Annotated in this window: 13 protein-coding genes; 7 read left to right on the top strand and 6 right to left on the bottom strand. The window is 62.8% G+C overall.

Features of this window, described 5'->3' with window-relative positions:
* Positions 1 to 52 precede the first annotated feature (52 nt).
* Complete coding sequence (locus ASD52_RS15240; protein ID WP_025426049.1) at positions 53 to 436, top strand: DUF305 domain-containing protein; 384 nt, start codon at positions 53 to 55, stop codon at positions 434 to 436.
* A 24-nt stretch (positions 437 to 460) separates the two neighbouring features.
* Here the strand turns inward: ASD52_RS15240 and ASD52_RS15235 are convergent, their stop codons facing one another.
* Complete coding sequence (locus tag ASD52_RS15235) at positions 461 to 1,096, bottom strand: DNA-3-methyladenine glycosylase I (RefSeq protein ID WP_025426048.1); 636 nt, start codon at positions 1,094 to 1,096, stop codon at positions 461 to 463.
* Positions 1,097 to 1,347: 251 nt separating this feature from the next.
* On the opposite strand from ASD52_RS15235, the gene ASD52_RS15230 reads away from it, so the two are divergent.
* Together ASD52_RS15230 and ASD52_RS15225 are read left to right on the top strand one after the other, a co-directional pair.
* Positions 1,348 to 2,118, top strand: a complete 771-nt coding sequence (locus ASD52_RS15230) for a L,D-transpeptidase (protein WP_025426047.1) — start codon at positions 1,348 to 1,350, stop codon at positions 2,116 to 2,118.
* 191 nt (positions 2,119 to 2,309) lie between these two features.
* Positions 2,310 to 3,005, top strand: coding sequence for a L,D-transpeptidase (locus tag ASD52_RS15225; protein WP_025426046.1), 696 nt, complete (start codon positions 2,310 to 2,312; stop codon positions 3,003 to 3,005).
* Between the two features lie 63 nt (positions 3,006 to 3,068).
* On the opposite strand, the gene glcF is transcribed toward ASD52_RS15225, so the two are convergent.
* From glcF to ASD52_RS15205, 4 genes are all read right to left on the bottom strand, one after another.
* The gene (gene glcF / locus ASD52_RS15220; protein ID WP_025426045.1) at positions 3,069 to 4,364 is read right to left on the bottom strand and encodes a glycolate oxidase subunit GlcF; all 1,296 of its coding nucleotides are present in this window, start codon (positions 4,362 to 4,364) and stop codon (positions 3,069 to 3,071) included.
* 128 nt (positions 4,365 to 4,492) lie between these two features.
* Entirely contained in the window at positions 4,493 to 4,873 is a 381-nt protein-coding gene (locus ASD52_RS15215; protein WP_025426044.1) for a DUF4870 domain-containing protein, read from the bottom strand.
* A gap of 33 nt (positions 4,874 to 4,906) precedes the next feature.
* Positions 4,907 to 6,118, bottom strand: a complete 1,212-nt coding sequence (gene glcE, locus ASD52_RS15210) for a glycolate oxidase subunit GlcE (protein WP_057224778.1) — start codon at positions 6,116 to 6,118, stop codon at positions 4,907 to 4,909.
* Positions 6,115 to 7,554 (bottom strand): FAD-linked oxidase C-terminal domain-containing protein, encoded by a 1,440-nt coding sequence (locus ASD52_RS15205; RefSeq protein WP_025426042.1) that lies wholly within the window; start codon positions 7,552 to 7,554, stop codon positions 6,115 to 6,117. Before ASD52_RS15205 ends, glcE begins: the two co-directional genes overlap by 4 nt.
* 106 nt (positions 7,555 to 7,660) lie before the next feature.
* Here ASD52_RS15205 and ASD52_RS15200 point away from each other — a divergent pair, with 106 nt between their 5' ends.
* Entirely contained in the window at positions 7,661 to 8,557 is an 897-nt protein-coding gene (locus ASD52_RS15200; RefSeq protein ID WP_025426041.1) for a LysR family transcriptional regulator, read from the top strand.
* 3 nt (positions 8,558 to 8,560) lie between these two features.
* Here ASD52_RS15200 and ASD52_RS15195 read toward each other — a convergent pair whose 3' ends face one another.
* Complete coding sequence (locus ASD52_RS15195; RefSeq protein ID WP_025426040.1) at positions 8,561 to 9,835, bottom strand: DUF3422 family protein; 1,275 nt, start codon at positions 9,833 to 9,835, stop codon at positions 8,561 to 8,563.
* 171 nt (positions 9,836 to 10,006) lie between these two features.
* Between ASD52_RS15195 and ASD52_RS15190 the strand changes: the two genes are divergently transcribed.
* From ASD52_RS15190 to ASD52_RS15180, 3 genes are all read left to right on the top strand, one after another.
* A complete protein-coding gene (locus tag ASD52_RS15190) occupies positions 10,007 to 10,795 on the top strand; it encodes a FadR/GntR family transcriptional regulator (RefSeq protein WP_025426039.1) in 789 nt (262 codons plus the stop codon).
* Between the two features lie 205 nt (positions 10,796 to 11,000).
* Positions 11,001 to 11,507, top strand: coding sequence for an NUDIX hydrolase (locus tag ASD52_RS15185; RefSeq protein WP_025426038.1), 507 nt, complete (start codon positions 11,001 to 11,003; stop codon positions 11,505 to 11,507).
* A gap of 114 nt (positions 11,508 to 11,621) precedes the next feature.
* Positions 11,622 to 13,127 (top strand): inorganic phosphate transporter, encoded by a 1,506-nt coding sequence (locus tag ASD52_RS15180; protein ID WP_025426037.1) that lies wholly within the window; start codon positions 11,622 to 11,624, stop codon positions 13,125 to 13,127.
* Positions 13,128 to 13,137 lie beyond the last annotated feature (10 nt).

Genomic DNA, 13,137 nt, shown 5'->3' with positions numbered 1-13,137 from the left:
CGGCGCTGCCTCAGTCGCGCGAGATGATAATGAGATGAAGAAGGAAACCATCATGTCTTTGAAAACGATCATAGCAGCCTCAGTCCTGATCGCGTCACTTTATGCTCCCGCTATGGCCCAGGACCACGGCAGCAGCATGCATCACGGATCGGCTGAGGCGGCGGCGCCGGCCGGCGACACCTCCGCCTCCAGCAAGGCTTTCGCCGAGGTCAACGCCCGCATGCACAAGGGCATGGACATCGCCTTTACCGGCAACGCCGATGTCGACTTCGTGCGGGGCATGATCGCCCATCATCAGGGCGCGATCGGCATGGCCAGGGTCGAACTCGAATACGGCAAGGACGAACAACTGCGCAAACTGGCGGAAGACATCATCAAGGCCCAGGAGGGCGAGATCCAGATGATGAAGGATTGGCTTGCCAAGAACGGTGGCTGAAGCCGTTCCTGGAAAGATGCAAATTCAGGGTTGCGGGCGCGTCAGCGCCCGCCGCATGTCCTCGACCGTCGCGCGGCAATGGCAGCCTTCGATGTGGTCGTTGACAAGCCCCATGGCCTGCATGAAGGCATAGATCGTCGTCGGGCCGACGAAGGTCCAGCCGCGCTTTTTCAGATCCTTGGAGATCAGCGTCGAGGTCGGAGTCGTCGGATTGGCGGCGATCGCTTCATAGCTGACAAATGCCGGCCGCTCGTCCGGGCCGGGTTCGTGCGACCAGAAATAGGCAGCAAGCGAACCAAACTCGGCTTTAAGCTCCTGGGCGCGCTTGGCGTTGTTGATGGTCGAGACGATTTTGCCGCGATGGCGCACGATGCCGGTATTGCCAAGGCAGCGCTCGATGTCAGCATCGCCGAAGGCGGCAACCGCATCGACGTCGAAGCCGGCGAAGGCGGCGCGAAAGGCCTCGCGCTTGCGCAGGATCGTCAGCCAGGAGAGGCCGGATTGAAACCCCTCCAGACAGATCTTCTCGAAGAGGCGCCGGTCATCGGTAACCGGCCGCCCCCATTCCTCGTCGTGATACCGTCTGTAGTCATCGAGATTGCTCTGCCAGGCGCAACGCCCAAGGCCGTCTTCGCCAATCATTATGCCCTTGGTCGTCATTACCAGCCCCGTTTCATCGTGCTCTTCCGCATTTACCATTCACAAACCAGATTCCTAAAGCGACGGATAACCCTACCCAAAGCTTTATCGGCGCTTCCTCCCTTTCGCGGGCTGCCGTTTACCATTCCGTGGCGCCGCGATGACACGATCGCCCCATTGCCAAGGCGCATGCCGTCCGTCCTGGAGACCCGTTCTCCGGCTGGCCGCGCCCCATTTTGATACGTTTCGGCGAAAGGTAGCGAGTCCGTCCGATGTTGAAAAAATCCCTTGTTGTAGCCGCATCCATCCTCACCCTCGTCGCCGGCCAGGCGCAGGCCCAGGACCGGTACCAGAACCGGCCGCCGGTGATCGTCAGCCCAGACCTGACCGCCCCGTGGGTGATGCAGCTCGGCGGCCAGCCGCAACAGGCGCGCCGGGTCATCTACCGCCAGCAGATACCGACCACCACCCGAAAACAGTATTATCAGGGCCTGACCGTGAAGCCGCAGGCAAAACGCCGCGTCGGCGCCCCGCTGGTACAACCGGTCAACGCCACCCGCGCCCAGCGTCCCGTCAAGTCTAAGTTCGACCCGCAGTATCTGCCGCAGACAGTTGCCTACGACGGCAAGGAAAAGGCAGGCACGATCGTCATCGATACCAACAATCGTTTCCTCTACCTTGTCGCCGGTAATGGTCAGGCACGGCGCTACGGTGTCGGCGTCGGCAAGCCGGGGTTCGAATGGGCCGGCGCTCATAAGGTCACCCGCAAGGCGGAATGGCCGAGCTGGACGCCGCCGACGGAAATGATCTCGCGCGAAGCCGCCAAGGGGCACTACCTGCCGGCCCGCATGGACGGCGGCCCGGAAAATCCGCTTGGCGCACGCGCCATGTATCTCGGCTCGACGCTTTACCGCATCCACGGCACCAATGCGCCCTGGACGATCGGTTACGCGGTCTCCTCAGGCTGCATCCGCATGCGCAACGAGGACGTCGTCGATCTCTATGAACGGGTGAATGTCGGCACCAAGGTTATCGTCATATAATTGGCGCCGGACATAGAATATTTCCCTCTCCCCATACGTTTTGCTGTTGCCTGGTCGTGATCTTCAGGCAACAGACGGGCTTAAAGATACAAAATCCGTGACCATGTTCGGTCTATCGGATGTATCCCGGGCTTGAACTTCGGGCCAATTTGCATAGCCTTGATGTAACGAGGGCTTAGAGGGAATCGTATATGAAACGTCATGCCAGCAAATTGGTCGCGATCGCCATCGCGACCAGCGCTATTCTTGCCGCCGCCAATGCCCAGGCTTTCACGCCCGCGCCGACATCCGGAACCACTCCCAAGAGCAGTGATATCGTCCTTGTCGCGACGCAGAAAAAGCCGCCGAAGCAATTCTGGCGCACCAAGGTTCGCTTCAGCACCGACGAAGCCCCCGGCACGATCATTGTCGATACCAACAACAAGTTTCTCTACTACATCGACGGTCCGAACCGCGCGACCCGATACGGTATCGGCGTCGGTCGTGAAGGCTTCGGCTGGTCAGGCGTGGTGAAGGTGGGCCGCAAGGCTGAATGGCCGACCTGGACGCCGCCGGAAGAAATGCGCCGCCGCGAAGCCGCCAAGGGCCGCATCCTGCCGATCACGCAGGAAGGCGGCATCGACAACCCGCTCGGCGCGCGTGCCATGTATCTCTATAAGGGCGGCCGCGACACGATCTTCCGCATCCACGGCACCAACCAGCCGTGGACGATCGGCCAGAATATGTCTTCGGGCTGCATCCGCATGATGAATAACGACATCGAGCACCTCTACGACCGGGCCGACGTCGGCACCAAGGTGATCGTCATCGGACCCGGCAGCAAGACCGGCGATACCTACTTCAACGATCGCGGCGTCGATATCTTCCGCCAGATCTTTGGCGGCTGATACGCTCGCCAGAAATAGCCCAGAAAAACCAATGCCGGCGCCATCGCGCCGGCATTTTTCGTTTCACAATCCAGCCGGTTTCGCGCCGCCATAGGCCCAGTCGAGCAGTTCGACCGTGTGGACGATCGGGATCGCCGTGCCGGTCGCGATCTGGGTGATGCAGCCGATATTGCCGGTGGCGATCACGTCGGGCTTCGTCGCCGCGAGGTTCTTGACCTTGCGGTCCTTGAGCTTCTGCGAGATCTCCGGCTGCAGGATGTTGTAGGTGCCGGCCGAGCCGCAACAGAGATGGCCTTCTGCGGGATCGCGCACGACGAACCCCGCCTGTTTTAACAGTTGCTTCGGCGCCATGGTGATCTTCTGGCCGTGCTGCATGGAGCAGGCGGAATGATAGGTCACGGTCATGCCGCGCGGATCCTGCACTGGAAGATCCAGAGTCGACAGGTATTCGGTGATGTCCTTCGCCATGGCCGAGACCCTTGCTGCCTTTTCCGCATAGGCGGGGTCGAGGCGCAGCATGTGGCCATAATCCTTGATCGTCGTGCCGCAGCCGGATGCGGTGATGATGATCGCATCGAGACTACCTTCGTCTGCCACGCTCAGCCAGGCATCGACATTGCGCCGGGCCGCGTCGAGCGCCTGGCCCTCCCGCCCCATGTGATGCACCAGCGCGCCGCAACAGCCCTCGCCTGCCGAGACGACCACCTCTATGCCGAGACGGGTAAGGAGGCGGATGGTTGCCTCGTTGATCTCCGGCTTCAGTACCGGTTGCGCGCAACCGTTCAGCAGCGCAACGCGGCCGACGCGCTTGCCGCTGGCGGCATGGGTGCCCGTGATCGCGGTCGCCGAGGGCTCCGGCACCGCCTTCGGCGCCAGATCGAGCATCACTCCGAAGGTCTTGAGCGCCGCCACCTTTTTCAGAACCCTGGCAAAGGGCCTTCCGAAAGCGGCCGCCTTCAAGGCAAGGCGAAAACGCGAGGGATAGGGCAGGACTTGCGCCAGCACGGCGCGGGCCAGCCTATCCTTCAATGGCCGCTTGTAGGTCTTCTCTATATGAACACGGGCATGATCAACGAGATGCATGTAGTCGACGCCTGACGGACACGTGGTGGTGCAGGCGAGACAGGACAGACAGCGGTCGATATGCGTCACGGTTTCGGTGTCGGCCGGCCGACTGTTCTCCAGCATATCCTTGATGAGATAGATGCGGCCACGCGGGCTATCGAGCTCGTCGCCAAGCGTCACATAGGTGGGACAGGTGGCGGTGCAAAAACCGCAATGCACGCATTTGCGCAGGATGGCCTCGGATTCGGCCACATGCGGATCGGCAAGCTGCGCGGGCGTAAAGTTCGTTTGCAAGCGGCTACTCCAGTATCGGGGCTCTGCCCCTCACGCGCGTTGCGATCTCTGATCGCTTACCGCATTTCAAGCTCTTGTTTTCCCATGTCGCTGTCGCAAAACCGCTACACACTTTTGCGCCACACGGTTTAGATCATCCAGCTTTCCGGATTGCTGATCGGCTCCTCGCGAGCGGCGCGTTGCAGGCCGACGACACAGCGCACGACGATCCAGACCGCGGTGGCGATAAACCCTAAAAACCCGATCAGCAACACCATCAGCAGCGCCGAGATGAGACCGAACAACAGCGCAATCCAGAAGGTGCGGATCGCCCAAGTATAGTGTGTCTGGACCCAGGGCGCACCCTTGCCGCGGTTGAGATAAGCAAGCACGACGCCGATGACAGACGTGATCCCCACGGCGAAAGCGACGAGATAGAGCACATAAATGACCTGGACGTTGACCTTCCCGGGCTCCAGCCAGCGATCGGTCTCTCTGGGAGGCGGAGCCTGCGGACCATTGTCACTCATCGATACCTCCCTCTCTCGTCATTTCCCCGTACCTCAGGAGACGGCCTGCATCCGGCCCGGATTGAAGATCCGCTGTGGATCGAACTTTTCCCGGACGCGCTCGCTCAACAGCGCCACCGGCGCGGGTTGCGGCTCGAACGATGGAATGGTCGCGCGAAAGCCGTCAGCTGCGCGAACGAGGCTCGCATGGGCGCCGCCAAGCGCCTTGATATAGCGGCGCACCAGCGCCGCCTCCGGATCGGCCTCCATGCGCAGCCACACAAGTCCGCCCTGCCAGTCATAAAAGGCATCGACACCCGTTTGCAGGCGCAACGCGGCAACCAGTTGGTGGCCGGCCGAAGGCGCAACCGAGACACGCCAGAGCGGGCGATCCGTGCCATCTGCATAGGGCTTCACATCGCGGATCTCCAACCAGAGCGCCGCCGTCTGCTCCGCATCGAGCCGCGATACCGGACCGAACTTTTCGAGCGCCTTCGACAGTTTTTCCGCGCGGATCGAGACCGAGGCCTGCAAGCCTTCCAGCCGAAGAACGGTTGCTGCGCCATCGGGCAGGCCGCCGGCGATGAACCGGCCGCGGACGCTCTCGGCCAGATGCGCCGCACCTGATACCTCGACCGTTTGCGCCATGGCTTCTGCCATCACGGCCGCCGCCTCGGCATCGTTCAAGCCCGAGACCACGACGGTTTCGCAGGCTGGCGGCTTCGGCAGCACGCGGAATGTCACCTCGGTCAGAATTCCAAGCGTTCCGTGCGAGCCCGCCAAAAGTTTTACCAGATCGAGGCCGGTGACGTTCTTCATCACCCGGCCGCCAGCCTTGATCGCGTCGCCCCTGCCATTGACGAAACGGACGCCGAGCAGGCTGTCGCGAGCGGCACCGGCGATGAGGCGCCTCGGCCCCGAGACATTGGCCGCGAAAACCCCGCCGATCGTCGGTTCGCCGGTCGTTGCAAAGATCGGGCGGTGGTCCATCGGTTCGAATGACAGCATCTGCCGGTTTTCGGCAAGGGCCGCCTCGACCTCGGCAAGCGGCGTCCCGGCGAGCGCGCTGACGGTCATTTCCGCCGGGTTGTAGCTGACAATACCTGAGAGACGGCGGGTGGACAGCACCCGGTCGGCGCGCACGGGGTTGCCGAGGCCGGAGCGCGTGCCGCCGCCGATGACGGTAAGCGACGCCCTTTCCGCGGCCATCGCCCGAACCACGGTTGCGATCCCCTCTTCGCTCGCAGGCTCGAAATGCACGATCATGCGGCGGGGCGTCCTTCGAGCGGAAAGACCTTGGACGGGTTCAGGATCCATTGTGGATCGAAGGCGGCGCGCGCCGCCATCTGCTGGTCCAGATCGGTCTGGGTGAACTGATGCAGCATGAGATCGCGTTTCTCGATACCGACGCCATGTTCGCCGGTCAGGCATCCGCCGGCATCGACGCAAAGCTTCAGGATGTCGTTGCCGGCGCTTTCGGCGCGTGCCGCATCATCGGGGTCGTTGATGTTGTAGAGGATCAGCGGATGCATGTTGCCGTCGCCGGCGTGAAAGACATTGGCGACGCGCAGACCGTAGGAAGCGACGATCTCGCCGGTGCGGCGCAGAACGTGGGAAAGCTGGCTGAGCGGCACGGTGCCGTCCATGCAGATATAGTCGGCGATGCGTCCGGTTGCGCCGAACGCCGATTTGCGGCCCTTCCAGATCAGCGCCGCCTCGAGCGCCGATTGGCTTTCCTTGATTGTGGTAACGCCGTGGCGCCGGGCAACGTCGATGATGCTTGCGAGCATCGCGTCCATCTCGGCCTCCGAGCCCTCCACCTCGACGATCAGTAGCGCCTCCACATCCAGCGGATAGCCGGCATGGGCAAAGGCTTCGCAGATCTCGATTGCCGGCTTGTCCATGAATTCCATGGCGACGGGGATGATGCCGGAACCGATGACGTCGGCGACGCAGGCGCCGGCGGCTTCAGAGGAGGCAAAGCCGAACAGCACCGGGCGGGCGCCCTCGGGCTTGGCGATCAGCCGCACGGTTGCCTCGGTAACGATGCCGAGCTGCCCCTCCGAGCCGCAGACAAGGCCGAGCAGATCGTAGCCGGCCGCATCGAACGCCTTGCCGCCGAGATCAATGATCGTGCCGTCGAACAGCACCATCTTCACGCCCAGCAGATTGTTGGTGGTGACGCCGTATTTCAGGCAATGGGCGCCGCCGGAATTCATGCCGATATTGCCGCCGATGGTGCAGGCAAGCTGCGAACTCGGATCCGGCGCGTAGAAGAAGCCATCGGCGGAAACGGCTTCGGAAATATTGAGATTGGTCACACCGGCCTGGACCGTCGCGGTGCGGTTGAAGAAGTCGATATCGAGGATGCGCGACATCTTCGAGAGGCCGATTACCACAGCGTCTTCCTGGGGGATGGCGCCGCCGGACAAAGAGGTGCCGGCGCCACGCGGCACGACGGGAATGCCGTAGCGGCTGCAATATTTAAGCACCGCTGCCACCTGTTCGGTCGTCTCGGGCAGGGCGACGGCAAGCGGCATGCGGCGATAGGCGATGAAGGCATCGGTCTCGAACGGCTTTAAGCCGCGCTCGTCGCTGATGAGGCAGCCTGATGGCAGCAGGTCTGCCAGGTCAGCAGCGATCTCGCGGCGCCGGGCGATGACGGCCGGCCTTGGCTGCAGAAAGCCGATCGTTTCCGCCATCAAATCCTCCGCCCATATGTCAATTGGTTCATTTTCTTTACCACTAGGATAGCCCCCTCGCAAATGCTATCGAGCTTTTCCATTTCGGAAACAATGGCAACGATTGATGACGAATTTAGGCGATCTTGAGATTTTTGCACGCGTCGTTTCCTCCGGCAGTATGTCGGCAGCAGGGCGGGCGCTCGGATTTTCCCCCGCGGTCATCTCCAAACGGATCAAGCGGCTGGAAGACCGGCTGGGCACGCGCCTGTTGCAGCGCACCACCCGGCAGATCTCGCTAACCGAGGCGGGCCAGGGCTTCTACGACCGCGTGCTCGGCATCCTCACGGGCATCGAAGAGGCGGAAGCCTATGCCTCAGGACGCTCGTCGCAGGCGCAGGGCGTGCTTCGCATTTCGGCGCCGACCTCCTTTGGCCGCATGCATATCGCGCCGCATCTGACCGGCTTCATGAAGGACCATCTGGATCTCAAGCTGCACATCGTGCTCACCGACGACTTTACCGATATCGTCGCCGAGGGCTTCGACATGGCCGTGCGCATCGGTGAGCTGACCGATTCGAGCCTGGTAGCGCGCAAGCTCGCGCCGGTCCGCAGGCTGCTCTGCGCCTCGCCGGACTACATTGCCAGCAACGGCGCCCCGAACGAGATTGGCGACCTCGCCCGGCATTTCTGCCTGCCCGCCCACAACAACGACAACTGGAAGCTCGAAGGGCCGGAGGGATCGCTCGTCTGGCACCCCGAAGGGCCGCTGGTGACCAATTCCTCTGAAATCGTCCGGGCGGCGGTGATCGCCGGCGCCGGCATCGCGCTCCGCTCCACCTGGGATATCGGCCCGGAGCTGCGCAGCGGCCAGCTGGTGCAGGTGCTGCCGCAATGGGAGGGCTCGAAGAACCTGACGCTATCGGCCGTCTACCCGAGCCGCCAGTTCCTGCCGGCCAAGGTGCGCCTGTTCATCGATTATCTCGCCGGCCTCTACGGGCCTGTCCCCTATTGGGAACGATAGGCGCTATTTGTGCTCGCCGTCGCCGTGATGGTGGCGGATGCGGCGAACGATGAGCCAGACGCCGGCGACCGCGAAGGGCACGGCAAGTCCGGTCAACAGACCGGGATCGATCGGCAGCTCATGGCTGACCGCCTTGGCGAGATAGCCGAACAGACCGACGACGTAATAGGAGATCGCGGCAACCGACAGACCCTCGACAGTCTGCTGCAGCCGCAGCTGCAACTTCGCGCGCCGATCCATCGAGTTCAAAAGGGCGCTGTTCTGCCGCTCCAGTTCGACATCGACCCAACTGCGCAGGAGCGCGGTGGCGCGGGCGAGCTTGCGCGACAGGTTCGCCTGCCGCTCCTCCACCGACTGGCAGGTGCGCATTGCCGGCGCCAGCCGACGCTCGAGAAAGGTGCCGATCGTCTCGTAGCCGGGGACCGCCGTCTCGGCCAGGGTGCGGATGCGCTCCTGGACGATGCCGTAATAGGCGCGGCTGGCGCCGAAGCGATAGAGGCTGAGTGCAGCACCCGCCTCCAGATCGGCCGCAAGCCGGGTGATCTCCGCCAGCATGTCGTCCGCCTCTTCGCGGACGTTCTCCTTCATGCGCTGAGTGATCGCCGTCAGGCCGTCTTCGGTGCGGCGGATCTCCGGCGACAGTGATTGCGCCAACGGCAGGCCGACCATCGCCAGCGTCCGATAGGTTTCGATATCGAGCAGACGCTGGATCAACGCGCCGGTGCCGGCCTCGGTCATGCCGCGGTCGATCACCAGGATCTGCGTCAGACCGTCACCGTTCTGGCGAAAGTCAGTGACGAGGATCGCCTGGCCGTTCTTCGTCTCGCTGTAACAGAGGCTGGTCGGGTCGAAAGCCTTGATCGCCTCGCGGGTCTCCGGTGAGTCCGCGCGGATCTCGAGGCGGATGCCCGAAATGAGCGAGCCGGGCGGCGAAAAGCCGTCGCCGAATGGGTGGATCGCCACCTCGCCACCGAAATGCTCCGGCGCCGGGCCGTCCCAAAAATAGGTCGAAAATTCCGTATGCCGTTCCCAGCGCAGCGTGCCCTGCCCCCAGGCCATGGCATGATGGTTGGCATCGCGTCCAGGCGGCGCAATGCCACGCGAACGCGACAATTCCGACAGAACGGCGTGGTCGACGATCGAGCCGCCCTCGGTCATGAAGGCGAGCTGAAAGATCACGCGCGGCGTCGCCACCAGGGCGTAAGGCCGCGAATGGACCTCGCCCAGCGCCTGCGCTCGCATCGGCGCGACCGGAAATGCAAAACTTCCCTTTGCCATGAAGCGCTTTATCCCCCTCACGCGTTCATCATGACTCTCTTATCAACCGAATGAGCAAAAGCAAAAGGACGCATTGCCGCAGTTTGACTTTTGTCAGGGCGGCCAAAGTGGACAAGGAAATTGACCAGTTGGCTGCCGATGCCTAGATTGCGGCGCATGGGAGACCCAAGCGTGACCGAAGACCAGATCGACCTCTATGCCCGCATCAGCCACAGCCGCACGGCGGACGAGGTTGTCCAACAGATCGAGCTTCTCATCCTCGAAGGCATCCTGCGCGACGGCGACAGGCTGCCGGGCGAACGGGAACTGTCGAAGCGTTTCGACGTGTCGCGGCCGATCCTGCGCGAAGCGTTGAAGGAACTGGAGGCGCGCGGCCTCGTCGAGAGCCGCCACGGCGGCGGTACCTTCGTTGCCGATGTCGTCGGCGAAGTCTTCTCCAAGCCGCTGATCGAGCTGATCGGCCGCCACCACAAGGCGACGCAGGATTATCTCGAATATCGCCGCGAACTCGAAGGCTTGACCGCGGAACTGGCGGCAACGCGCGCAACGGATTTCGACCGCGATATCCTCACGCGCATTATCGAGCGAATGCGAACCGCCCACCGCAGTGGTGACTTCAACGACGAACTAGCCTCCGACGTCGAGTTGCATCAGGCGATCGGCGAAAGCGCCCACAACATCATCCTCATGCACACGCTGCGCGCCTGTTACCGGCTGCTGACGCAGGGGATCTTTTTTCACCGCAATTCGGTCTTCGACGCGCCAGGGGCGCGTGACCGGCTGCTCGCGCAACACGAGGCAATCTACGACGCGATCATGGCCGGAGACCCGAAAGCGGCCAAGGCCGCTGCCCAAAGCCATATCGATTTTGTTGCCGCCTCCACCCGCGAGGCCGAGCGCACCGGCGAGTGGGCGCGCATCGCGCGGCTGCGCCTCCAGCAGCGCGATCAGGCGAGCTGAAGCCGGGACCAACGCCCGGTTGCCGCCCCGCTGGCAAAACAGGCGCGAAAGCACCATATTCTGTCGCATCGGGACCACAGTTTGCAGCGAAGCTGACCGCATATCCGGCAGCCGACACGGTGCGACGTTTACACGCAACGCGACGCTGGCATACTGGCTGGAACGTCCAACGAACACTGATTCGCTAAGAGGAGAGCAAACGACCTTGAACTTCCTGAACCGGCTCGCATCCGATGTGCAGCTGATGCTGCGTCGACCGGCGCGCATGCAATATGCAGCGCTCTGTTTCCGTGTTCGCAAGAAGTCCAAGGCGCTCGAGATTCTGCTGATCACCAGCCGTGATACCGGCCGCTGGGTCATTCCCAAGGGATGGCCTATGCAAGGCAAGCGTGCCCACGAGGTGGCCGAGCGCGAGGCCTATGAAGAGGCAGGCGTCAAGGGCCGAGTGCAGAAGGCCCCGGCCGGCTTCTATCTCTACAAGAAGCGCATGGATCACGGCCTGAAGATCTCGGTCAAGGTCCAGGTGCATGCCCTCGAGGTAGACGATCTCTGCAAGCACTTCCCCGAGGAAGGTGTGCGCAAGCTGGAATGGGTCAGCTGCGAGGAGGCAGCCAGCCGTGTCGCAGAGCCGACACTGAAGGAGCTTATCCTCGCCTTCGGCCGCCGCGTGGCGGCACCGCCCTCGCCGGTCCCCAAGGCCGTCACCGGCTAGCCACCGCGGGCGATATCTTCGGCCATCTTTTGCACAGCTTTGCAGACATCATCAATTCCGCTTGAAAGCATTTCGCGGTGGCAGTAGTGGCCATGGTGAAAAGGGAGACCGCCATTGCCAAAGTCGCGCACGCGCCTTGAAAAGCAGACGCTCGACAAGGATCTGGACAAGTTCAGCCTTGCCGAGGAGGCATCGCAGCAGGTGATGCGTGGTCTGGCAGCCCCGGGCCTCGCTCTCCTGTTCCTGCTGCTCAGCATGGCATTTGCCGCAAGCTTCGTGACGAACTCGGCGACCGCGCCGATCATCATCGCCGCAGCCGCGATCGCCGGCTACATGGCGATGAACATCGGCGCCAACGACGTCACCAACAACGTCGGCGCGGCCGTTGGCGCCAAGGCGATGTCGATGGTAACGGCGCTGACAATCGCCGCCGTCTTCGAAATCGCTGGCGCGATGCTCGCCGGCCGTCAGGTGACACTGACGGTCGAGGCGGGCATCATTTACGGAGAAGACATTCTCGGGGCCCAGACGATCGTCTGGGTGATGATGGCGGCGCTCGCCTCGTCGGCCGTCTGGATCAATATCGCCACCTATTCCGGCGCGCCGGTTTCAACGACCCATTCGATCATTGGCGGCATCGTCGGAGCGGGCATTGCGGCTGCAGGCGTCTCCAGCGTGCAATGGTGGGAACTTGCCGGCATCACCGCCAGTTGGTCGATTTCACCTGTTCTCGGCGGCGTCATCGCCGCTGCCTTCCTTGCGCTTCTCAAGGAATTCATCATCTACCGCGAGGACAAGATCGCATCGGCCAGGCGCTGGATGCCCGTGCTTCTCGGGGTGACGGCAGGTTGTTTTACCGCCTATCTCGCGGTGATCGCCCTGGTGCAGGTTGCCTCGATCTCGCTGGTGACGGGCCTCGGCCTCGGCCTGATCGTCGGCATCGTCGTCTATTTCCTGAGCAAACCGTGGATTCGCCGTCAGTCGGAGGGTCTCGACAACCGCAATCAGTCGCTACGCAAGCTGTTTCGTGCGCCGCTGATCCTGGCGGCTGCGCTGCTTTCCTTCGCACACGGCGCCAATGACGTTTCCAACGCCATCGGTCCGCTGTCGGCGATCGTGTCCGCGCTCGACGGTGTCATCACCACGGAGAGATCGCCAACACCGCTTTGGGAACTTGCGATCGGCGCCATCGGCATATCGCTCGGCCTGCTGCTCTATGGCCCACGGCTGATCCGCGTCGTCGGCCAGGAAATCACACGCCTCAATCCGATGCGCGCCTTCTGCGTTGCGCTGGCAACCGCGGTAACCGTGCTGCTCGCCTCCGCCCTCGGCCTGCCGATCAGCTCGACCCACACGGCGGTCGGCGCCGTCTTCGGCGTCGGCTTCTTCCGCGAATGGTATACTCGGCACTCGCAGCGTCGCCTGGAATATGTGCGCCAGAAGACCGGGCAGGCAGACTTCATGGGATCGACCGAGACCAACTTTGCCGAGGTCCGCCGCCGCCGACTGGTGCGCCGCTCGCATTTTCTGACGATCGTTGCCGCCTGGGTCATCACCGTTCCGGCCTCGGCCCTGCTTTCGGCCGTCGTCTACTTCATCCTTTCCAGCCTGTTCATCTAGAGGTAATCGA

This window comes from Ensifer sp. Root142, from assembly GCF_001426785.1.
GTDB classification, from domain to species: domain Bacteria; phylum Pseudomonadota; class Alphaproteobacteria; order Rhizobiales; family Rhizobiaceae; genus Ensifer; species Ensifer canadensis.
This window is presented reverse-complemented; position numbering and strand designations above follow the sequence as displayed.

Excerpts from the sequence above, each read along its gene's own strand:
- ASD52_RS15200 (WP_025426041.1), top strand. The coding sequence starts at position 7,661 with ATGACGAATTTAGGCGATCTTGAGATTTTTGCACGCGTCGTTTCCTCC.
- ASD52_RS15225 (WP_025426046.1), top strand. The coding sequence starts at position 2,310 with ATGAAACGTCATGCCAGCAAATTGGTCGCGATCGCCATCGCGACCAGC.
- ASD52_RS15240 (WP_025426049.1), top strand. The coding sequence starts at position 53 with ATGTCTTTGAAAACGATCATAGCAGCCTCAGTCCTGATCGCGTCACTT.
- glcE (WP_057224778.1), bottom strand. The coding sequence starts at position 6,118 with ATGATCGTGCATTTCGAGCCTGCGAGCGAAGAGGGGATCGCAACCGTG.
- ASD52_RS15195 (WP_025426040.1), bottom strand. The coding sequence starts at position 9,835 with ATGGCAAAGGGAAGTTTTGCATTTCCGGTCGCGCCGATGCGAGCGCAG.
- ASD52_RS15215 (WP_025426044.1), bottom strand. The coding sequence starts at position 4,873 with ATGAGTGACAATGGTCCGCAGGCTCCGCCTCCCAGAGAGACCGATCGC.
- ASD52_RS15230 (WP_025426047.1), top strand. The coding sequence starts at position 1,348 with ATGTTGAAAAAATCCCTTGTTGTAGCCGCATCCATCCTCACCCTCGTC.
- ASD52_RS15235 (WP_025426048.1), bottom strand. The coding sequence starts at position 1,096 with ATGACGACCAAGGGCATAATGATTGGCGAAGACGGCCTTGGGCGTTGC.
- ASD52_RS15205 (WP_025426042.1), bottom strand. The coding sequence starts at position 7,554 with ATGGCGGAAACGATCGGCTTTCTGCAGCCAAGGCCGGCCGTCATCGCC.